Below are 21,406 nucleotides of genomic sequence, written 5' to 3'. Positions count from 1 at the left end.
CGCACGTTGTATGCGCCCCGTTCGACACAAATGCGCCGCAGCTCGCCGGAAACTGGTAAAGTGCCGCGCGTTAATACTTGAGAGGATTGTTTCATGGCTACCAACCGTTCCCGTCGTCTGCGCAAGAAACTGTGCGTGGATGAATTCCAGGAGCTGGGTTTCGAACTGAACCTGGGCTTCAAGGAAGACCTGTCCGATGAAGCCATCGATGCCTTCCTCGACGCCTTCCTGACCGAAGCCATGGACGCCAACGGCCTGGACTATGTCGGCGGCGATGACTTCGGCCTGGTCTGCAAGGCCACCCGTGGCTCGGTGGAAGAAGCGCAGCGCGCTGCTGTCGAAGCCTGGCTCAAAGGTCGCAGCGAACTGACCAACATCGAAGTCAGCCCACTGCTGGACGCCTGGTATCCGGAAAAGCCGATCAACCCGGCTTCCTGATCCGTGGCGGCGGTGCCCGAGAGGGCGCCGCTTCACCTTGGCTCGGCCTGGCGGCCCAATTGCCGGGCCAGGGCTTTCTCCACACGGCGCATGTGCCGTGCAAGTGCCTGACGGTACAGTTTCATCTCTGCCAGGGGCAACCCGGGCTCTCCCAGTAGTTCACACGCCTGAATCAACGACCTGGCATCCAGCATTCGCGCCGCGCTGAGGATCTTGTGCGCCTGTGCGGCAAGCGCATCGGCGTCTTGCTGCGGGTCGATGGTCATCAGAATGCCCAGGTCCTGTTGCAGGCTCAGGTGCAAGGTGCCGAGGAGGCGGTCGCGGTCACTGGCGCTGTCGCCGACAATGGCGCTCAGGCCCTGCAGATGGAAGCGATGACCGCACTCGTCGCAGCCTTCCTTGCACGGCCTGGTGTTACGGGCAATGGACGCCAGCCGCTGGCTGAGCACCTGCAAGCCGATGGGTTTGAGCAGGCAGTCGTCCATCCCCGCATCCAGGCACTGCTGGCGCACTTCGGGTTGGGCGTTGGCGGTATAGCCGATCAGGGTGCAGCGTGGCCTGCCGTGCAGGCGTTCCTCTGCGCGCACGGTCCTGGCCAGTTCGTAGCCGTTCATCTGCGGCATGTTGCAGTCAACGATGAGTACGTCGAAACAGCCTTCGCGCCATTTGCGCAATCCTTCGCGGCCATCGCGGGCGCTGTCCTGGCGCAAGCCCAGGTAGTTCAACTGTTGTGCTATCAGCAACAGGTTGGCCGGGTGATCGTCGATCACCAGGATCCTCAGTCGTGGATCCGGGCGCTCGATGTCGCTCGCGTCCTGGGGCCTCGGCTCGACCGGGGCAACGCACTGCAAGGGCATGCGCAGCCTTACCCGTGTACCTACGCCATGCAGGCTCTGCAGGGTCAGTTCGCCGCCCATCATTGCGCACAGGCTTCGGCTTATCACCAGCCCAAGGCCGGTGCCGGCCCGAGCGCCGTCGCTGTAGGGGTTGGCCTGCACAAAAGGGGTGAACAGCTGCTCGAGTTCCTGCTCGTGGATGCCGATGCCGGTGTCGCGGACTTCCATGTCCAGGGTCTGGGTCAGTGGCTCGCCACTGCTGCAGAGTTTGACGCTGATGCTCACCTGGCCCTGATCGGTGAACTTGATCGCGTTGCTCACCAGGTTCGACAGCACCTGTTTGAACCGCAGCGGGTCGAGCAGCGCATGGCAGCGCGCCTCGGCGGCGATCGCCACTTCGAGCGCCAGGCCTTTTTGTCGGGCCAGTCCGTCGAATACACGTCCGACGGACTCGACCAGCGCTGCCAGCTCCACTGGTTCTGGGGCCAGGGACAAATGGCCCGACTCGATCCGCGCGATGTCGAGGATATCGCCGATCAACCCCAGCAGGTCCCTGGCCGAGTGATGGGCAATCTCCAGGGCCGGGCGGTCCAGTTGGCCCTGTTCGGCACGCCGCGAGGCGAGTTCGAGCATGCCGATCAAGGCGTTCATCGGGGTGCGGATTTCGTGGCTGATGGTGGCGAGGAAAGTGCTCTTGGCGCGGTTGGCGTCATCGGCCTGTTGCTTGGCCAGTCGCAGGTCCTGGACCAGGTTGCGGCGTTCGCTGATGTCGATCCAGCCGCCGATGATGCCCTGCATTTCTCCCAGCGAGTCGCGGTAGGGGAGGATCCAATGGTAGATGGTCAGATCCTTGTCCCTCAGCCGCAGAGGGCGATCGAGGATCAAGGGTTTGCCTTGCTCCATCACGCGTCGGTAATCGTCCTGGATCTGCCGGGTGTAGTCGCAGTCGCTGCAACAGGTGTCCTGCAAGCGCTTGCCTATGATCTGCTCGAGACTGGCGCCGACCGCTTGCAGGTAGCTGTCGTTGCAACTTTGCAGGCGCCCTTCGCGGTCACGCACGTACATGGGGTGTGGCGTGCCATTGAGCAAGGCGCCCATGAACTCCAGCTGGTCGTTGAGCGCCCGCTCGGCGCGTTGACGCTGTTTGATCTGGCGGCGCAGCCGGGCATTCCACACCAGTGCCAGTACCAGCAGCACACCGATGACCGCGACCACCTGCAGGATCACCCTGCGGTAATTGCGCCAATAGGCATCGTCGGCAGCGCCGTGATCCCGCCAGCGACTGTTGATCACCCCCAGCTCCTCCGGAGTGATGCTCAGCAGCGCCTTGTCGAGGATCGAAGCCAGTTCGCTGGCCTGGGGCAGGGTGGCCAGCGAGAAGGTCGCAGGCTCGGTGCCGACAGTGGTGCGGATCACCAGGTCGTTGTTGCTGGCCAGCATGTGGTTGGCGTCGATCAGTGTGGCGATCGCGGCATCCACGGTGCCGCTGCCCAGCAGGGCCAGGGAGTAGTAGGTGCTGTCGGTGGCTACCTGATGAATCAATGGGTGCTTGGCATTGAGCAGTGCGGCCACGCTGCTGTCACGGGGTACCGCGACCCGCTTGCCCTTGAGCTGCTTCAGATTGACAGGCTGGTGCTTGCCGTTGCGACTGACCAGCACGTAGGCGCTTTCCAGGTAGGGCCTGCTGAGTTGCAGCGGGTTGCCTGGGCGGGTGTCGGTGGAGTGCGTGGCGATGATGTCGGTGCGGCCGGACTCAAGCTGATCGATCATGTCGCCATCGCCACTGGCGCGGCCAATGTCGAAGCGCAAGCCGGTGCGCAAGCGGATGAGTTCGAGCAGGTCGGCGACGATGCCGCGTAGCCGGCCGTTGCCGTCGAGGAAGGACAGCGGGGCTGCGGTGTCGTTGACCACGACCCGCATCACCGGGTGATTGCGCAGCCAGTTTTCTTCCCGTGTCGACAGCTGCAGCTTGCGATCAGTCAACAGGCTGCCGCTGCTGGCACTCCAGCGCTTGAAGATATCGTTGCGGGTGGCGCTCGACTGGGCGTCGAGGGCGGCGTTGACCAGGGTCAGCAGCATCGGGTCATCGTCACGCATGGCAAAACTGAAACCCACGGCCTCATGCTTGCCGAAGTTGGCCATGCGCAGGCGCGGCAGGTGCCCCTGGCTGATCAGGTAGTGCGTGGAGACCGTGTCGCCGATGAACACGTCGGCCTGCTCGAAGGCCACGGCATTGAGCGCCTGGGTGGAGGACTCGAAGGTCAGCAGCTCGGCCTGGGGGTAGTTGGCGCGGATCTCTTCGGGCGGCAGGTAGTGATAGAGCATGCTCAGGCGCATGCCGTCCAGGCCGGTGTCCAGGGCGCGGGTTTCGTCTTCCCGGGTTACCAGCACGGGTTGGTCGATGGCGTAGGGGCGTGAGAGCGCCAGCCCCTGGGTGGTGGCTTCATAGCCATTGGCGCTACCGAGCAGATCAATGCGCCCGCTCTTGAGCGCCGCGACTGCCGCTGGCCGGCTGGGAAAGCGTTGCACCCGCACTGACAGGCCCAAGGCATTGCCGATCAGGCCTGCGTAGTCGGCGGTCAAGCCCTGGTATTCGCGCCCTCCGCTGGCAATGTCGAATGGTGGGTAGTCAGGTGCGGAAGTGCCGAGTACCAGTTCATGGCGGGTGGCTAGCCAGTTGCGTTGCTCCAGGGTCAGGGCGGGGTGGATCGGGGTCGGTGCCGAGCGGCTGAGCAGGGCGTAGCTTTTACCTACGTCGATGTTCGCGCAGACAGTCGGCATGGGGGCGCCCAGGCTCAGGCACAGCAGCGATATACCGAGGTACTTCCACATCACGACCTCAGACCAGCGCGTTGCGTTTGGCGACGTCGATCAGCTCCACCAGGGTGCTGGCCTGCAATTTGTGCATAAGGCGTTTCTTGTAGGTGCTGACCGTCTTGTTGCTGAGAAACATGCCCTTGGCGATTTCCTTGTTGCTACGGCCTTGAGCGAAGAGTTGCAGCACCATCAGTTCGCGGTCATTGACCTGGCGGAACAACTCCAGTTCTTTGTTGCAGTTTTTTTGCGCAGCGTTGAGTGCCTGGCTGGGGAAGTAGTTATAGCCGGACAGTACCGCCTTGATGGCGCTGAGCAGTTCGCCCAGGTCTTCCTGCTTGCAGACGTAGCCCGCGGCGCCGGAGTGCATGCAGCGAATCGCGAACAGCGCGGGTGATTGTGCGGTCAGTACCAGGACTTTGAGCGGAATGGCCATGGACTGGAAGCGCGACAGCATCTCGAGGCCGTCGAGCTTGGGGATGCTGATGTCGAGGATGACCAGCTCGGGGCGGCATTCACGAATCATCTGCATGGCATCGACACCATTGTCAGATTCGCCCAGGACGTTGTAACCCTGGTTCTCCAGCAACATCCGGATAGCCAGGCGGATAACGGGATGATCGTCGACGATAAAGACTGTTTGCATATTCAACATTCCATGCGGCGAGGCGAAAGCAGTCGGCACATTAGCTCAGTTGAATGATGGCGGGCAGGGATGCTCAGGCTAATTTATGTATATAGGAAATTCCTTACGGCGAGAGCGTGTGTGTGCTACGAAGATTGTGGATTTTTAGGCGGTTTTATTGATTTTTGACGTTTTCTTAGTTACCTCGTGAGTTAATGTTTAAAGTTCTTAGTTTTTGTGGGAAGAGTCTTACAAGTTAGGCGGTGAAGGCAATAACCACACTACCGTCACCGCCCTGGCTCAAGTTGGGCTGGTGCGCCCGGTCATCTCGCAGGCCATTTCACTGGCATAGCTGTCGGTCATGCCGGCGATGAAATCGATCATGCGCAGGAAGGCGCCATGCAGCGAGCCATGTGGATTGGGCGCGTTGTTGCCGATCAAGTCCAGCACGCGCCGGCTCTTGAACGACGGCGTACGCCCGCCATGCTGCTCCAGCGCCGCGCCGCAGAAGGTATTGAGGAGGATCTCCAGGGTGGTGTAGGCGCCGATTTCATGCAGGGTCTTGCGCTTGTCCTGGAAGATCTTCTTGCGTGCCATGTCCTTGGCCTGCAGCACGCAGCGCTGGGCCGGGCCGTGCATGTGCTCGACCAGATCGCCGGGCAGGCGGCCGGCGAGCAGGGCGTCTTGCTGTTCGACGAAGGCTTGCGCGGCGGCGTTGGTCAAGTGTTCGATGGCTTTGCCGCGCAGGATTGCCAGCTTGCGCCGGCGGGATTCGTTGGGGCCGAGCTGGCGGTAGGTTTCCGGCAGGTCATCGCCGACCAGGTCGAGCAGCAGCGCTTCGACTTCGGCGTACTGCAGCAGGTCCATCTCCAGGCCGTCTTCGAGGTCGATCAGGGCGTAGCAGATGTCGTCGGCGGCCTCCATCAGGTAGACCAGCGGGTGCCGGGCCCAGCGTTGGTGTTCGAGCTGCGGCAGGCCCAGCTTGCCGGCGATCTGCTCGAGCAGGGGCAGCTCGCTCTGGTAGCAACCGAACTTGTGCTTCTTGTAGCCCTGCGCGTCGGCATGGCGCGAGGTCCAGGGGTACTTGAGGTAGGTGCCCAGCGTCGCGTAGGTCAGGCGCGTGCCACCGTCGAACTGGTGGTATTCGAGCTGGGTGAGCACACGAAAGCCTTGCGCGTTGCCCTCGAAGTTGAGGAAGTCGGCGCGTTGGTCGTCGCTCATGTCGTCCAGCCAGCCGCGCCCGGCGGCCTGCTGGAACCAGTGGCGGATGGCGTCTTCGCCGGAGTGGCCGAAGGGTGGGTTGCCGATGTCGTGGGCCAGGCAGGCCGACTGCACGATCATCCCCAGGTCGCTGGGCTCGCACCAGTCGGGCAGGGCACCGCGCAGGGTTTCGCCAACGCGCATGCCCAGCGAGCGGCCAACGCAGCTGACTTCCAGCGAATGGGTGAGGCGGGTGTGGATATGATCGTTGCTGGTGACCGGATGTACCTGGGTCTTGCGCCCCAGGCGGCGGAAGGCGCCGGAAAAGATGATGCGGTCGTGGTCCTTGTGGAAGGGGCTGCGGCCGAGCTCTTCAGGGCTGTAGAGGGCTTTGCCCAGGCGTTCGCGGGTCAGCAGGGTGTGCCAGTCCAAGGCTCGATCTCCGGTCGTTGAATCGGCATAGCTTCCTGCGTCTGGCGCGCCCTGGCAAGGGCGCGCACGACGTTCAGGTGCGCCGACCGCCGCTCAGAAACAGGCGGATCAGCGGCGCCAGGCTGGTGCCCAGCTGCAGCAGGCGACGGAGGTTGCCGCTGCGCACGCCTTTGCCAGTGAGAAAGCCCAGCGCGACGATGGCGCCCAGCCCCCACAGCGAGCCGTGCTTGACCCCCAGGCCCTCGCCGAACGAGCTGCCCATGCCGCGCAGGCGGCGAACCGGTTCGAGCACCTGGGTGGTTTCGTGGCTGATCTGCTGGCGGTGCATCTCCATGCGCAGGCGCAGCAGCGCCTTGCGCAGCTCGCGCGGGTTACGGGTGTTTGGCATTTCGGGCAGGTTCATGGCAGCAGGCGCTCCCGGTCCTTGGCCAGTTCTTCGAGCGTGGCGCTGAACGGCGAGGATTCATCGAATACCGCCGCTTTCAGGCGCAGGCCGCAGTACAGCGCGGCGATGCCGTAGAACAGGCACAGGCCGATGATCCCGGCCAGCCGATAGCTGTCCCACAGCAGCACCAGTACCAGCCCGGACAGGGCGGTGAGCAGCAGCAGGGCGAACACCAGCGCCAGGCCGGCGAACAGCAGCAGGCGCAGGGTACGCCCCTTCTGCTCCTGGAGCTCGATGCCGAACAGCTCGATGTGGCTGTGCAGCAGGCCCAGCATCGCGGCGCCCAGGCGCCTGCCGGACGCGCCGGCGCCGATGGCGTCGTTGTCCATGGCGGCTCCTCAGCGCTTGGCCAGCAGGCCGATCAGCAGGCCGACGCCGGCAGCGATACCGATGGCCTGCCAAGGGTTCTCCTGCACATATTGCTCGGCGCTGCCCAGGGCTGCCTGACCGCGCTGGCGTACCGAGTCCTGGGTCAGTTGCAGGGTTTCACGGGCCTGGGTCAGGCGCTCGTGGATCTGTTCGCGCAGCTCGTCGGCCTGGTCGCCGGCCAGGTTGGCGGTGTCGGCGAGCAGCTTCTCGGTGTCGCGGACCAAGGCCTGGAAGTCAGCCATCAGTATGTCTTGAGCAGTCTTTGCCGATTTGCTGGCCATGTGGGCCTCTCCCTGTGGATGTGTGTGGCTATTTCGAGTGATGGCGGGCGCGGAAGGTTCAGCACGATGTGCTGGTACAGCGCTTGCTTATGTTCGAGGCGCGCTCGCAAGCGTGCGCGCCGAAACCGTGCAACCGCCCTGCGGATGACGCTAAACCTTAACCCAATCCACGACAAACCCAAGAAAAAACCACGCAGGCGTTCACCCGCTCACAGAAGTGGGGCAGGCGCCTGGCACCGATTCGGTGCAGGGATGCCGGTTCTTGAACTGTCCTGGTGCCTTTTTGCAGGCCTGCCTCTACATGGAAAACATGCACAGCGCGATGGACTCCCTGGTCCATGGCTCCAACACCCTGTTCATCCTCATGGGCGCCATCCTGGTGCTGGCCATGCACGCCGGCTTCGCCTTTCTCGAAGTCGGTACCGTGCGCCACAAGAACCAGGTCAACGCCCTGTCGAAGATCCTCAGCGACTTCGCCATCTCGGCGCTGGCGTACTTCTTCATCGGTTACTGGATCGCCTACGGCGTGACCTTCTTCCAGCCCGCGGCCGTGCTGGCCAACGATCATGGCTATGCGCTGGTCAAGTGCTTCTTCCTGCTGACATTCGCTGCTGCAATCCCGGCGATCATCTCCGGCGGCATCGCCGAGCGTGCGCGGTTCGTCCCGCAGTTGTGCGCCACGGCGCTGATCGTGGCGTTCATCTACCCCTTCTTCGAGGGGGTTGTGTGGAATGGCAACTTCGGCTGGCAGGCCTGGCTGCAGGCCCGTATCGGTGCACCCTTCCATGACTTTGCCGGCTCCGTGGTGGTGCATGCCATGGGCGGCTGGCTGGCGCTGGCGGCGGTGATCCTGCTGGGCGCACGCCGTGGCCGTTATCGCGATGGCCGGCTGGTGGCGTTCGCGCCGTCGAGCATTCCGTTCCTGGCACTGGGCTCGTGGATCCTGATCATCGGCTGGTTCGGCTTCAACGTGATGAGCGCGCAGACACTGCAAGGGGTGAGCGGCCTGGTGGCGATCAACTCGCTGATGGCCATGGTTGGCGGCACCGTGTCGGCGCTGGTGGCCGGGCGCAACGACCCCGGCTTCCTGCATAACGGCCCGCTGGCAGGCTTGGTGGCGGTCTGCGCCGGTTCTGACCTGATGCACCCGATCGGCGCGCTGGCCACCGGCCTGATCGCCGGCGGCCTGTTCGTCTGGTGCTTCACCGCGGCGCAGAACCGTTGGAAGATCGACGATGTGCTCGGTGTCTGGCCGCTGCACGGTGTGTGCGGGGTGTGGGGCGGTATCGCCTGTGGCGTGTTCGGCCAGGCGGCGCTGGGTGGCCTGGGGGGCGTAAGCCTGGTCAGCCAGTTGCTTGGCAGCTTGGCTGGTGTACTGGTAGCGCTGGCCGGTGGTTTTGTCGTGTATGGCCTGATCAAGGCGGTACACGGCCTGCGCCTGAGCCATGAACAGGAGTTCCAGGGCGCCGACCTGTCGCTGCACCGCATTGGCGCCACCAGCCAGGATTGATCCGGCGCAGGTGCGCGATGGCAAGCACGGACCTAGAATAAGCATCCCTCAACTGCGATTTCCGGGTTTGCCCCATGCTCCCTGAATGCCAGCTGTTCGGCACCCTTGGGTGCCATCTGTGTGAAGTGGCCGAGGCCATGTTGATGCCGTTCGTCGAGCATGGCTTGCTGGTCGAACTGGTCGATATTGCCGACGACGAGGCGCAGTTCGAGCGCTACAGCCTGACTATCCCGGTATTGCGCCGTTGTGACACCGGGGCCGAGCTGAACTGGCCCTTCGATGCCGAGCAGGTGGTGGCCTTCCTGCGCTGAGGCGCGCATTGACGACGGCGTGGCCCGCTCCGTATGCTGTATATAAATACAGTATCGAGGTGAAGCCATGCTCAATGTCGAGCAACTCAAGTACAGCATCAACCACATGGCCCCGGAGCGTGTGTGCGACGCCGTGCTGGAACTGCGCCTCGACGGCATCGTCACCGATGAGCAGACGCCGTTCGGCAAGGTCCATTTCAATACCTGTTTCGCCGAGATCGAGGCATTGTTCCAGCGCGCCGGCTTTCACCGGCCGCTGGACGTGGTTGGCTACCAGGGCCTGAGCTACGCCTTGTTCGACCCCGGGCGCTGGGATGCGGTGCAGGTGCTGCGTTGGCTCAAGGCGCGCTGCGAGCCGGCCGGCGAGGCTGGTTGCGCCGCGCAGGCTGGGGGATAATGCCCGGCTACCGATCAGCAGAGCCCGACGATGACCACGCCTTTCAACCCTGCCCACCTGCAAGCCAGCACGGTATGCCTGCCGCCCGGGCGCTGGGCGACAGTGCTCGATTGCCTGTGCGATCACTTCAAGGGCATCGACCGTGAGCAGTGGCTGGACCGTTTCGCCCGGGGGCGGGTGCTGGACGCACAAGGTCAGGCGATTGCCGCCGACCTTGCCTACCGCCAGGGCATGCGCCTGCATTACTTTCGTGAAGTACCCAACGAGAAGCCAATCCCGGTACAGGAGCAGATCCTGCACATGGACGAGCATCTGGTGGTGGCGGACAAGCCGCATTTCCTGCCCGTGACGCCCACTGGCGAGTATGTCGAGCAGACCCTGCTACGCCGTTTGATTCGCCGGCTGGACAACCCGCACCTGGTGCCCCTGCACCGCATCGACCGCCACACCGCAGGGCTGGTGTTGTTCTCGGCCAACCCGCAAACCCGGGGTGCCTATCAGCGCCTGTTCCCCGAGCGGCGCATCGACAAGCACTACCAGGCCATCGCCGCTGCGCTGCCGCAGCATGATTTCCCGTTGGTGCGTTGCAGCCGCCTGGTGCATGGCGAGCCGTTCTTCCGCATGCATGAAGTGCAGGGGGCCGATAACAGCGAAACCCATGCCTGTGTGCTGGAAAAGAACGGTGGGTTGTGGCGCTATGGCCTGTCGCCGGTGACGGGCAAGACCCATCAGTTGCGGGTGCACATGGCAGCGCTGGGGGCGGGGATCTGCAACGACCCGTTCTATCCGCAGCTGGTCGATGAACAGGATGACTATGAGCGGCCATTGAAGCTACTGGCCCAGAGCCTGCGCTTCGAGGATCCGTTGACAGGGCAGGAGCGGTATTTCGAGAGTCGGTTGACGCTCGACTGGTAAAAGCATCGCGGGGCAAGCCCGCTCCCACAAATCTGGCACTCTGCACAGGATTCGTGGGAGCGGGCTTGCCCCGCGATGGTTCTTTCAGGCTTTAGCGGTTGAAGCGCTCCACCAGCGAGTACTGCGTGCCAGCGGTGCTGGTCAGCTCTTCGCTGAGCAGCGCCGAGCGCTGGGCCTGGCCGGCGGTCTGGTCGGCCAGGTCGGCAATGGTGCTGATGTTGCGGCTGATCTCTTCGGCCACCGCGGTCTGCTCTTCGGTGGCGGCGGCGATCTGGGTGGCCATGTCGGTGATGTTGGCGACCGCTTCGCTGATGCCCACCAGCGCCTCGTCGGCTTGCATGACCCGCTCGACACCCTCCTGGGCCTGGCGGTGGCCGGTTTCCATGGTCTGCACCGCGTTGTTGGCGGTTTGCTGCAGCTTGGCGATCAGGCCGTGGATCTGCCCGGTGGACTCGGCGGTGCGCTGGGCCAGCTGGCGAACCTCGTCGGCAACCACGGCAAAACCGCGGCCCATCTCACCGGCACGGGCTGCTTCGATGGCGGCGTTGAGCGCCAGCAGGTTGGTCTGGTCGGCAATGCCCTTGATCACATCGACCACGCCACCGATCTCGTCGCTGTCCTTGGCCAGTTGCGTCACGGTCAGGCCAGTTTCGCCCACGGCAGCCGACAGGCGTTCGATGGCGTCACGGGTTTCGCCGGCAATGTTGCGGCCCTGGCTGGTCAGGCGGTTGGCTTCCTGGGTGGCATCGGCGGTGCGCTGAACGTGGTTGGCCACTTCCTGGGTAGTGGCGGCCATCTGGTTGACGGCGGCGGCCACCTGCTCGGTTTCCACGCGCTGGCGCTCCAGGCCCGACGAGCTCTGGTGGGCCAGGGTGTCGGACTGGCGGGCCTGGTCGCTGAGCTGTTCGGCGCTGTCCTGCAGGCGGGTCAGGCAGGTCTTCATCCGTGCGTCCTGGCTGAGCATGGCCATTTCCAGGCGCGCCTGGACGCCACGGCTGTCGGTGTACATCTGCGCGATCAGCGGGTCGGACGTGCTCTGTTCGGCCAGGCGCAGCAGGCGCTTGAGGCCGCGCTGCTGCCAGCTCAGGCCGAGCAGGCCCAGCGGCACCGACAGGCCGGCGGCCAGGGCGAAGCCCCAGGAGTGGCCGAGCCAGTTGCCGATCAGGAAGCCGACCTGGCTGATCAGGATGAACGGCAGCCAGTCCTGCAGCACCGGCAGCCACTGGTCGCGGCGCGGGATCGCCGACTTGCCCTGGTTGATGCGCTGGTACAAGGCTTCGGCGCGGCGGATCTGCTCGGCGGTGGGTTTGACCCGCACCGATTCATAGCCAACCACCTGGTTTTTCTCGAACACAGGGGTGACGTAGGCGTTGACCCAATAGTGGTCGCCGGACTTGCAACGGTTCTTGACGATGCCCATCCATGGCAGGCCTTGCTTGAGGGTCTGCCACATGTGGGCAAACACCGCAGGCGGTACGTCGGGGTGACGCACCAGGTTGTGCGCCGCGCCCATGAGTTCCTCGCGGGAGAAACCGCTGATCTCGACGAAGGCATCGTTGCAGTAGGTGATCACGCCTTTGGCATTGGTCGTGGAGATCAACCGCTGTTGGGCAGGGAAAGTCCGTTCTCTCTGGGTAATCGGCTGGTTGTTACGCATTGGCTGTTCAATCCGCAAGGCTTTCGACAGGTATCGGCAAGCCGCTGGTTTTATTGAATGAATATTTAACTGGCATTGATCTGGGGCAACGGATGAACATCGCAGTTGTGCTTTAAGCCCACGCGTTCGCGTACGTTACCGTCAATATTGCAGCTTTATTTATGGTTTATGACGATCAGGTCGGATCATGACCGATTGCTCAGCCAAGTACCAGCATCGGATAACTGAAGCCCGCGAAGTGCGCCAGGTTGACGCAGGCATGGCAGGCTACCGCAGCCACCAGCCCGCCATGGCGGTACGCCAGGCCGTAACCCACCCCTGCCAGGGTCGCCAGGTAGAACCACTGCCAGCCGCCCCCCAGGTGCGCCAGGCCGAACAGCAGCGCCGCAACCAGCAACGCCAGGCCGTCATGCCTGAACAGACGTTGCAGGCCGCCCTGGATGTAACCGCGAAACAGCAGTTCTTCGGTCAGGCTGACCAGCAGCAGGTTGTTCAACAGCCACAGCCAGGCCTGGTCCGGCCATTTCGGGGCCCAGGCCACCAGCCCCAGGGCCCAGGCGCCGCCCAGGCAGGCCAGCAGGGTCAGTGGCAGGATGGCGAGCAGGCTCAGCGCCAGCCCGCGCCCGCGCAGCACCACCAGCCACGGACAGGCCAGCAGCAACCACAGGCCGATCAGCGGCTTGTCCAGGTTCAGGTACATCGAGAACGGCACCGTGCCTTGGCTGAAGACGGCCTTGTCGATGACCTTGGCGCTGTTGAAGCCCGGCAGCCAATGCAGGGCCAGTGCCGCCGCCATGCAAATGAACAGCAGATGGCCGAGGGTCTGTTGCCAGCGCACCCTGCGCCGTACCAGCAGGGCGGTGCACAGCAGGGCGAGCAGGCTGGGCAGGGCAGCCAGGCCGAGGCTGCCGTGGGCCAGTGCGAAGCAGTAGCCGAGGGCCAGCAGGCCCAGCGCGATCCAGTGGGGCAACGACATGCAAAATCCTTGTGGTAGCGAGTCCGGAACTGCTTCGACTGCGCTCGCGCCCTACAGGACACCTGATCAGGAGCCAATAAATGGCCCCTGGCCATGATCACCCCGCAATCAGTTGCCGCAGCACATAGTGCAGGATGCCCCCCGATTTGAAGTACTCCACCTCATTGAGCGTGTCGATCCGGCACAGCACCTCGATCTGCTGTTGTTGCCCATCCTCACGGGTAATACGCACTGGCAGGCTCATCCCCGGGCGGATCTGCGCGTTACTCAGCCCTAGCACATCGATGCGCTCCTTGCCGGTCAGCCCCAGGCGCTTACGGTCGTCACCGGCCTTGAACTGCAGCGGCAACACGCCCATGCCCACCAGGTTGGAGCGGTGGATGCGCTCGAAGCTTTCCGCCAGCACGGCCTTCACCCCCAGCAGGTTGGTGCCCTTGGCCGCCCAGTCGCGGCTGGAGCCGGTGCCGTATTCCTGACCGGCGATCACCACCAGCGGCGTACCTTCCTGCTGGTAGCGCATGGCGGCGTCATAGATCGACAGCTTTTCGCCACTCGGCACATGCAGGGTATTGCCGCCTTCCTCTCCACCGAGCATTTCGTTGCGGATGCGGATATTGGCGAAGGTGCCGCGCATCATCACTTCGTGGTTGCCGCGGCGCGAGCCATAGGAGTTAAAGTCGCGCGGCTCCACACCCTTGTCGCGCAGGTAGCGCCCGGCGGGGCTTTCGGCCTTGATGTTGCCGGCCGGAGAAATATGGTCGGTGGTCACCGAGTCGCCAAGCAGGGCGAGGATGCGCGCCCCTTGCACATCGGTAATCTGCGGCAGCGGGCCGCCAATGTCGTCGAAGAACGGCGGGTGCTGGATGTAGGTGGAATCGTCCTGCCAGACATAGGTGGCCGCCTGGGGTACCTCGATGGCCTGCCACTGGGCGTCACCGGCGAACACTTCGGCGTACTCCTTGTGGAACATGCGCGTGTCGACGTTGCTGACCGCTTCGGCAATCTCCTGCTGGCTGGGCCAGATATCGCGCAGATACACCGGTTGGCCATCCTTGCCGGTGCCCAGGGCATCCTGGCTCAGGTCCAGGCGCACGCTGCCGGCCAGGGCGTAGGCCACCACCAGCGGTGGCGAGGCCAGCCAGTTGGTTTTCACCAGCGGATGCACCCGGCCCTCGAAGTTGCGGTTGCCCGACAGCACCGAGGCGACCGTCAGGTCGGCGCTGCCGATGGCCTGTTCGATGGCCTCGTCGAGGGGCCCGGAGTTGCCGATGCAGGTGGTGCAGCCATAGCCCACCAGGTCGAAGCCCAGCTGGTCCAGGTAAGGGGTCAGGCCGGCGGCCTTGTAGTAGTCGGTGACCACCTTGGAGCCGGGGGCCAGCGAACTCTTGACCCAGGGCTTGCGCTGCAGGCCCTTTTCCACGGCTTTTTTTGCCACCAGCCCGGCAGCCATCATCACACTCGGGTTGGAGGTGTTGGTGCACGAGGTGATGGCGGCGATCACCACCGCGCCGTCACGCAGGGTGTGGGTCTGGCCGGCATGCTTGTAATCGATCTCGCCTGCCTGGTCGGCATTGCCCACGGCCACGCCGCCACCGCCTTCGCTTTCCAGGCGACCGACGTCCTTGGCCAGTGGCTTGGGTTGCAGTTCGATGAAGTGGTCGAAGGCCTGGCGAACCTGATTCAGGGCGACCCGGTCCTGCGGGCGCTTGGGGCCGGCCAGGCTGGCTTCGACCTCGTGCATGTCCAGCGCCAGGCTGTCGCTGAACAGCGGTTCCTGGCCGGGCAGGCGCCACAGGCCCTGGGCCTTGCAATAGGCCTCGACCAGTTGCACCGCCTGCTCCGGGCGGCCCGACAGGCGCAGGTAGTCGAGGGTCACCTGGTCGACCGGGAAGAAGCCGCAGGTGGCGCCGTATTCCGGGGCCATGTTGGCGATCGTGGCGCGGTCGGCCAGTGGCAGGTCGGCCAGGCCGTCGCCGTAAAACTCGACGAATTTGCCCACCACACCTTTCTTGCGCAGCATCTGCGTCACGGTCAGCACCAGGTCGGTGGCGGTGATGCCCTCGCGCAGCTTGCCGGTGAGCTTGAAGCCGATCACCTCGGGGATCAGCATCGACACCGGCTGGCCGAGCATCGCCGCCTCGGCTTCGATGCCGCCCACGCCCCAGCCGAGCACGCCCAGGCCGTTGATCATGGTGGTGTGCGAGTCGGTGCCGACCAGGGTGTCGGGGAAGGCGTAGGTGCGCCCGTCCTCGTCGCGGGTCCAGACCGTGCGCCCGAGGTATTCCAGGTTGACCTGGTGGCAGATACCGGTGCCCGGCGGCACCACGCGGAAATTGTCGAAGGCGTTCTGGCCCCAGCGCAGGAACGCGTAGCGCTCGCCATTGCGCTGCATCTCGATGTCGACGTTCTGGGCGAAAGCGGCGGGGCTGGCGTATCGGTCGACCATCACCGAGTGGTCGATCACCAGGTCCACCGGCGACAGCGGATTGATGCGCTGCGGGTCGCCACCGGCCTTGTGCATGGCCGCGCGCATGGCCGCCAGGTCGACCACGGCTGGCACACCGGTGAAGTCCTGCATCAGTACCCGCGCCGGGCGGTACTGGATCTCGCGGTCCGAGCGGCGATCCTTGAGCCACTCGGCCAAGGCGTGCAGATCGTCGCCGGTGACGGTCTTGCCGTCCTCCCAGCGCAGCAGGTTTTCCAGCAGCACTTTCAGCGACATCGGCAGCTGTTGCAGGTCGCCCAGCTGGCGGGCGGCTTCGGCGAGGCTGAAATAGTGGTAGGTGTGGTCGGCCACCTTCAGCGACTTGAGGGTTTTCAGGCTATCGAGCGAGGGCATTGACAACTCCTTGTGCTCCGGTGCCCGGCGACTGCCAAAGGATCGCCAGTGTCACCGCTGTGAATCGGTCCGCACGGCACGGACCTGGCTGAACAGTCAGGTTAGCCCCGTTTGCCGGGCCCGACCCTTTTCTGGACCGGTGGGGCGTGTCGCGGGTTCCGATCTTCCTTTATCATTCGCCGCCCGGGCGCACCTTGTGTTGCGCCGGGTCAAGGCTGGCGCCGCCTGCGCCAGTGATGTGGAGTTAGAGATGAATACCCTGTTCATGCATTGCCGGCCCGGCTTCGAGGGCGAGGTCTGCGCCGAAATCAGCGAACACGCCGCCCACCTGGGCGTGGCCGGCTATGCCAAAGGCAAGCCAAACAGTGCCTGCGCCGAATTCGTCTGCAGCGAGCCCGACGGTGCCGCGCGGCTGATGCGTGAAATGCGTTTCGACCAGCTGATCTTCCCGCGCCAGTGGGCGCGCGGCAGCTACATCGAGTTGCCCGAGAGCGACCGCATCAGCGTGCTGCTCGAGCACCTGGCCGAGCTGCCGGTGTTCGGCAGCCTGTGGCTGGAGGTGCTCGACACCAACGACGGCAAGGAGCTGTCGACCTTCTGCCGCAAGTTCGAAGTGCCTCTGCGCAAGGCGCTGGAGAAGGCCGGGCGGCTGATCGACGACGCGCAGCGTCCGCGCCTGCTGTTGACCTTCATCAGTGGCCGGCGGGTATTCCTGGGCCAGGCCGAAGCGGGTAACCAGGCGCTGTGGCCAATGGGCATCCCGCGCCTTAAGTTCCCACGGGAAGCGCCCAGCCGTTCGACCCTCAAGCTGGAAGAAGCCTGGCACCAGTTCATCCCGCGCGAGCAGTGGGACCAGCGCCTGAACGACGACATGACCGGTGTCGATCTGGGGGCTGCGCCCGGTGGCTGGACCTACCAGCTGGTCAAGCGCGGCATGCTGGTCACCGCCATCGACAACGGGCCGATGGCCGAAAGCCTGATGGACACCGGGCTGGTCACGCACCTGATGGCCGACGGCTTTACCTGGAAGCCGAAACAGACCGTGGACTGGATGGTCTGCGACATCGTCGAGAAGCCTGCACGCACCGCGTCGCTGATCGAGACCTGGCTGGGCGAGGGGCTGTGCCGCGAGGCGGTGGTCAACCTCAAGCTGCCGATGAAGCAGCGTCACGCCGAGGTACGCAAGTTGCTCGACCGCATCGAGGAAGGCTTCAAGGCGCGCAAGGTCAAGGTGTCGATCGCCTGCAAGCAGCTGTACCACGACCGCGAGGAAGTGACCTGCCACCTGCGTCGGCTGGACCTGAAACCGCGTTGAAACCAATCGCCGGCAAGCCGGCTCCCACAGGTCAAGGGTTGCACGGCCCATGTGGGAGCCGCGGTTCGCCGCTGCGACTTGCCGGCGATTGGGCTGCGCAGCAGCCCCTTGGAGCACCTCGCCGGATGCGCCACAATGACGATCATTTCGCGGAGCCTTTCATGACCGATTTCACCCCCGACGCCATCCTCGACGCCACCGGCCTGAACTGCCCGGAGCCGGTGATGATGTTGCACCAGCATGTGCGCAACCTGGCCGCCGGCGGCCTGCTCAAGGTGATCGCCACCGACCCCTCGACCCGCCGCGACATCCCCAAGTTCTGCAACTTCCTCGGCCACGAACTGGTCGGCCAGCAGGAAGAGGCCGGCACCTTCCTGTACTGGATCCGCAAGAAGGCCGACTGAGGCCGGCGCGATCAGGCTACACTGCGCTCCCCTGACAGGAGAGCGCCATGCTGATAGTTGCCGACGAAAACATCCCGCTGCTCGATGCCTTCTTTGCCGGTTTCGGCGAGATCCGCCGCTACCCCGGCCGGGCCATCGATGCCGCCTGCGTGAAGGACGCCGACGTGCTGCTGGTGCGCTCGGTGACCCGCGTCGACCGGCAACTGCTTGAAGGCAGCAAGGTGCGCTTCGTGGGCACCTGCACCATCGGTACCGATCACCTCGCCCTCGACTACTTCGCCCAAGCCGGCATCCACTGGAGCAGCGCCCCGGGTTGCAACGCCCGTGGCGTGGTCGATTATGTGCTGGGCAGCTTGCTGACCCTGGCCGAACTCGAGGGTGTCGAGCTGGGCAAGCGGGTCTATGGCGTGGTTGGTGCCGGCGAAGTCGGCGGGCGCCTGGTGCGTGTACTGCATGGCCTGGGCTGGAAGGTGCTGGTGTGCGACCCTCTGCGCCAGGCCCGCGAGGGGGGCGATTTCGTCGACCTTGCGACCATCGTCGAGCAGTGCGACGTGATCAGCCTGCACACGCCGCTGCAGCGTGGTGGTGAACACTCGACCTGGCACCTGCTCGATGAAGCGCACCTGGCGCGCCTGCGCCCCGGCGCCTGGCTGATCAATGCCAGCCGTGGCCCGGTGGTGGACAATGCTGCGCTGCGCGAGCTGCTGCTGGATCGCGAAGACCTGCACGCAGTGCTCGACGTGTGGGAAGGCGAGCCGCAGGTGGACCTGCAACTGGCCGACCTGTGCACCCTGGCCACCCCGCATATCGCCGGCTACAGCCTGGACGGCAAGCAGCGCGGTACGGCGCAGATCTACCAGGCATTCTGTCGCGCGCAGGGTGAGCCCGAGCAGGTACGACTGGCGGACCTGCTGCCGGCACCTGCGCTGGCGCAGATCGAGCTGGATGCCGGCGCCGAGCCGGCCTGGGCGCTGGCCACCCTGTGCCGGGCGGTGTACGACCCGCGCCGTGACGATGCCGATTTCCGTCGCAGCCTGAGCGACGACCCTGCCGAGCAGCGTGCGGCCTTCGACCTGCTGCGCAAGCAGTATCCGGTGCGGCGCGAGATCGAAGGGTTGGCGGTGCGCCTGCGGGGCGAGGCACCGCAGTTGGCGCAGGTGGTGAGTGCGTTGGGCGCGGTGCTGGTTTGACAGCCTGACCGGCAAATAAAAACCCGGCGCGTGCGCCGGGTTCGAAGGAATTCTTGTTTTATTCTTTGCCGACTTTCTTGACCCGGCTTTCTTCCAGGTCCTTGCAGGCTTTCTGGATCATCTGCTCGGTGATCGGCACTTCGCGGCCCTGGCCATCGATGATCGAACCGCAGGCCTGAGGTTGCGGATGCTTCGGGGTCTTGGGCGTCTCATTACCGTGCTGCAAGCTCATGTCCTGTCTCCTCTTCAGGTTCAAGCTCAAACGTACCGCGTTGCCATGACTGGCCTGTGACAGCTGGCGAGGCATGACAGAGCCAGTCCAACAGAAAGCGTGGCAAAGCTCCAGCGGCACCTTAGAACGAAAGGTGATAGGCAGGGCATAAGGCCTTTTTGCCCACGCCGTCCGTTATGTCTGATGCGAGGCCTTCAGAGGTGGATCAGTTCCTGCGAGGTGGACGAGTGGTAGGCTTGGCCCATCTTCCTGCCGAACATGCTCGCCATGCCTGAACCGATTTCTTCCCGCCAGCGTCGTGCCCTGCACCTGGGCTGGCAGTTCCTGCGCCCTTACCGCCGCCAGGCCCTGCTGGCCTTGCTGGCGCTGGTGGTCACCGCCGGCATCACCCTGTCCATGGGGCAGGGCATTCGCTTGCTGGTGGACCAGGGCTTCATGACCGGCTCCATGCACCAGCTCAACCAGACCATCGGCCTGTTCCTGCTGTTGGTGCTGGCCCTGGCCGTGGGGACTTTCGCCCGCTTCTATCTGGTGTCATGGATCGGTGAACGCTGCGTCGCCGACATCCGTCGGGCGGTGTTCGATCATCTGCTGGGGCTGCACCCGGGGTTCTTCGAGGACAACCGCAGCTCGGAGATCCAGTCGCGGCTGACCGCCGATACCACCTTGCTGCAGTCGGTGATCGGCTCGTCCTTGTCGATGTTCCTGCGCAATGCCCTGATGGTGGTGGGCGGGGTGATTCTGCTGTTCGTCACCAACCCCAAGCTCACCAGCATCGTGGTGTTGGCCTTGCCGCTGGTGCTGGCGCCGATCCTGTTGTTCGGCCGGCGGGTGCGCAGCCTGTCGCGGCAAAGCCAGGACCGGGTCGCCGATGTCGGCAGCTATGTCGCCGAGAGCCTCGGGCAGATCAAGACCGTGCAGGCCTACAACCACGAAGCCCGTGACCGCATGCTGTTCGCCGAGACCGTGGAAGCGGCGTTCGGCGTGGCGCGACGGCGCATCGCCCAGCGTGCCTGGCTGATCACCCTGGTGATCGTGCTGGTGCTGGGGGCAGTGGGGGTGATGCTCTGGGTGGGGGGCATGGATGTGATCGCCGGGCGCATTTCCGGCGGCGAGCTGGCGGCCTTCGTGTTCTACAGCCTGATCGTCGGCAGTGCCTTTGGCACCTTGAGCGAGGTGATCGGCGAACTGCAGCGGGCAGCGGGTGCTGCCGAGCGCATTGCCGAGTTGCTGGCGGCGCAGAGTGCGATCCTGGCGCCGCGCCAGGCCGTCAGCCTGGCAGGCGGGCGCGCCAGTGGCGCCATCGAGCTGCGCGAAGTGCGCTTCGCCTACCCGTCGCGCCCGGCGGTGGCCGCCATCGATGGCCTGAGCCTGCAGGTGCAGCCCGGCCAGACGGTCGCGTTGGTCGGGCCGTCGGGTGCCGGCAAGTCGACCCTGTTCGACCTGTTGCTGCGCTTCTACGACCCCCAGGGCGGCAGCATCCTGCTCGATGGCCAGCCGATCACCGGCCTGGAGGTGGCCGAGCTGCGCCGCCAGTTCGCCTTGGTGGCCCAGCAACCGGCGTTGTTCCGCGGCACGGTCGAGGCCAACATCCGTTATGGCCGCCCCGAGGCCAGCCAGGCCGAGGTCGAGGCGGCGGCGCGCAGCGCCCATGCCCACGAGTTCATCGCCCAGTTGCCGCAGGGTTACCAGACCCGGCTGGGGGAGGGTGGCATTGGGTTGTCCGGCGGCCAGCGCCAGCGCCTGGCGATTGCCCGGGCGCTGCTGGTGGATGCGCCGATCCTGCTGCTGGACGAGGCCACCAGTGCCCTCGATGCGCAGAGCGAGCACTTGATTCAGCAAGCGTTGCCGCAGCTGATGGCCGGGCGCACCACGCTGGTGATCGCCCACCGCCTGGCCACGGTGCAGCATGCCGACCGCATCGCGGTGATCGACCAGGGGCGTCTGGTGGCGGTAGGCACGCACCGCCAGCTGGTGGAAGAAAGCCCGCTGTATGCGCGCCTGGCGGCGCTGCAGTTCAACAATGGCTGAGGCTGTCGCGAGTTTGTAACAATTCTGTAGCAATTGCCTGAGAGTATCTGGCTCAGCTGTTGCGTATGTGCTCGACCTGGCTGCTATCGATCGATGGCAGCTTTTTTTTGGCCTGCGAACGAGGACAAGGATGTCTTTAGTCGGCGGCGCTGTCGTGTCCGCTTCCTTACCTCCTTGTTCCGAGATCCA

Annotated in this window: 19 protein-coding genes; 9 read left to right on the top strand and 10 right to left on the bottom strand. The window is 64.6% G+C overall.

Annotated features, from left to right (window positions below; genetic code table 11):
* Positions 1-93 precede the first annotated feature (93 nt).
* Positions 94-438 carry a YggL family protein gene (locus tag F6X61_RS02120; RefSeq protein ID WP_110993580.1) on the top strand — a complete coding sequence of 115 codons (345 nt, stop codon included), beginning with the start codon at positions 94-96 and terminating at the stop codon, positions 436-438.
* 32 nt (positions 439-470) lie between these two features.
* On the opposite strand, the gene F6X61_RS02115 is transcribed toward F6X61_RS02120, so the two are convergent.
* The 6 genes from F6X61_RS02115 to F6X61_RS02090 all read right to left on the bottom strand — a co-directional run bounded on the left by F6X61_RS02115 (position 471) and on the right by F6X61_RS02090 (position 7,440).
* Entirely contained in the window at positions 471-4,055 is a 3,585-nt protein-coding gene (locus F6X61_RS02115; RefSeq protein WP_256671268.1) for a transporter substrate-binding domain-containing protein, read from the bottom strand.
* 58 nt (positions 4,056-4,113) lie between these two features.
* The gene (locus F6X61_RS02110; protein ID WP_153785161.1) at positions 4,114-4,734 is read right to left on the bottom strand and encodes a response regulator transcription factor; all 621 of its coding nucleotides are present in this window, start codon (positions 4,732-4,734) and stop codon (positions 4,114-4,116) included.
* A gap of 279 nt (positions 4,735-5,013) precedes the next feature.
* Positions 5,014-6,345 (bottom strand): deoxyguanosinetriphosphate triphosphohydrolase, encoded by a 1,332-nt coding sequence (locus F6X61_RS02105; RefSeq protein ID WP_153785160.1) that lies wholly within the window; start codon positions 6,343-6,345, stop codon positions 5,014-5,016.
* A gap of 73 nt (positions 6,346-6,418) precedes the next feature.
* Positions 6,419-6,748, bottom strand: coding sequence for a hypothetical protein (locus tag F6X61_RS02100; protein ID WP_153785159.1), 330 nt, complete (start codon positions 6,746-6,748; stop codon positions 6,419-6,421).
* Positions 6,745-7,119, bottom strand: a complete 375-nt coding sequence (locus F6X61_RS02095) for a phage holin family protein (RefSeq protein ID WP_110993575.1) — start codon at positions 7,117-7,119, stop codon at positions 6,745-6,747. The genes F6X61_RS02100 and F6X61_RS02095 overlap by 4 nt, the downstream gene beginning before the upstream one ends.
* Before the next feature lie 9 nt (positions 7,120-7,128).
* Positions 7,129-7,440, bottom strand: coding sequence for a YqjD family protein (locus tag F6X61_RS02090; RefSeq protein WP_153785158.1), 312 nt, complete (start codon positions 7,438-7,440; stop codon positions 7,129-7,131).
* A 301-nt stretch (positions 7,441-7,741) separates the two neighbouring features.
* Here F6X61_RS02090 and F6X61_RS02085 point away from each other — a divergent pair, with 301 nt between their 5' ends.
* From F6X61_RS02085 to F6X61_RS02070, 4 genes are all read left to right on the top strand, one after another.
* Positions 7,742-8,950 (top strand): ammonium transporter, encoded by a 1,209-nt coding sequence (locus F6X61_RS02085; RefSeq protein ID WP_153785157.1) that lies wholly within the window; start codon positions 7,742-7,744, stop codon positions 8,948-8,950.
* Positions 8,951-9,024: 74 nt separating this feature from the next.
* The gene (locus tag F6X61_RS02080) at positions 9,025-9,261 is read left to right on the top strand and encodes a glutaredoxin family protein (protein ID WP_153785156.1); all 237 of its coding nucleotides are present in this window, start codon (positions 9,025-9,027) and stop codon (positions 9,259-9,261) included.
* Positions 9,262-9,328: 67 nt separating this feature from the next.
* Positions 9,329-9,658 (top strand): transcriptional regulator, encoded by a 330-nt coding sequence (locus F6X61_RS02075; protein WP_110993572.1) that lies wholly within the window; start codon positions 9,329-9,331, stop codon positions 9,656-9,658.
* 30 nt (positions 9,659-9,688) lie between these two features.
* Entirely contained in the window at positions 9,689-10,573 is an 885-nt protein-coding gene (locus F6X61_RS02070) for a pseudouridine synthase (protein ID WP_153785155.1), read from the top strand.
* 91 nt (positions 10,574-10,664) lie between these two features.
* On the opposite strand, the gene F6X61_RS02065 is transcribed toward F6X61_RS02070, so the two are convergent.
* The 3 genes from F6X61_RS02065 to acnA form a co-directional block, all read right to left on the bottom strand.
* Positions 10,665-12,230, bottom strand: a complete 1,566-nt coding sequence (locus tag F6X61_RS02065) for a PAS domain-containing methyl-accepting chemotaxis protein (RefSeq protein WP_153785154.1) — start codon at positions 12,228-12,230, stop codon at positions 10,665-10,667.
* Positions 12,231-12,429: 199 nt separating this feature from the next.
* On the bottom strand, positions 12,430-13,206 hold the full coding sequence (locus tag F6X61_RS02060; protein ID WP_153785153.1) for a CPBP family intramembrane glutamic endopeptidase: 777 nt from the start codon (positions 13,204-13,206) through the stop codon (positions 12,430-12,432).
* Between the two features lie 97 nt (positions 13,207-13,303).
* The gene (acnA, locus tag F6X61_RS02055; RefSeq protein ID WP_153785152.1) at positions 13,304-16,045 is read right to left on the bottom strand and encodes an aconitate hydratase AcnA; all 2,742 of its coding nucleotides are present in this window, start codon (positions 16,043-16,045) and stop codon (positions 13,304-13,306) included.
* A 250-nt stretch (positions 16,046-16,295) separates the two neighbouring features.
* On the opposite strand from acnA, the gene rlmM reads away from it, so the two are divergent.
* From rlmM to pdxB, 3 genes are all read left to right on the top strand, one after another.
* The gene (gene rlmM / locus F6X61_RS02050; protein ID WP_153785151.1) at positions 16,296-17,360 is read left to right on the top strand and encodes a 23S rRNA (cytidine(2498)-2'-O)-methyltransferase RlmM; all 1,065 of its coding nucleotides are present in this window, start codon (positions 16,296-16,298) and stop codon (positions 17,358-17,360) included.
* A 161-nt stretch (positions 17,361-17,521) separates the two neighbouring features.
* Positions 17,522-17,764 (top strand): sulfurtransferase TusA, encoded by a 243-nt coding sequence (tusA, locus tag F6X61_RS02045; RefSeq protein WP_153785150.1) that lies wholly within the window; start codon positions 17,522-17,524, stop codon positions 17,762-17,764.
* A gap of 47 nt (positions 17,765-17,811) precedes the next feature.
* A complete protein-coding gene (gene pdxB / locus F6X61_RS02040; protein WP_153785149.1) occupies positions 17,812-18,954 on the top strand; it encodes a 4-phosphoerythronate dehydrogenase PdxB in 1,143 nt (380 codons plus the stop codon).
* Positions 18,955-19,012: 58 nt separating this feature from the next.
* Here the strand turns inward: pdxB and F6X61_RS26880 are convergent, their stop codons facing one another.
* A complete protein-coding gene (locus F6X61_RS26880; RefSeq protein ID WP_178125738.1) occupies positions 19,013-19,186 on the bottom strand; it encodes a PA1571 family protein in 174 nt (57 codons plus the stop codon).
* Between the two features lie 267 nt (positions 19,187-19,453).
* Here F6X61_RS26880 and F6X61_RS02035 point away from each other — a divergent pair, with 267 nt between their 5' ends.
* The gene (locus F6X61_RS02035) at positions 19,454-21,217 is read left to right on the top strand and encodes an ABC transporter transmembrane domain-containing protein (protein ID WP_153785148.1); all 1,764 of its coding nucleotides are present in this window, start codon (positions 19,454-19,456) and stop codon (positions 21,215-21,217) included.
* The last annotated feature ends 189 nt before the right edge of the window (positions 21,218-21,406 follow it).

The sequence above is a fragment of the Pseudomonas sp. EMN2 genome (assembly GCF_009650555.1).
Lineage (GTDB): Bacteria > Pseudomonadota > Gammaproteobacteria > Pseudomonadales > Pseudomonadaceae > Aquipseudomonas > Aquipseudomonas sichuanensis.
Note: the sequence above shows the minus strand (reverse complement) of the source record. Positions and strands in the feature narration are given on the sequence as shown.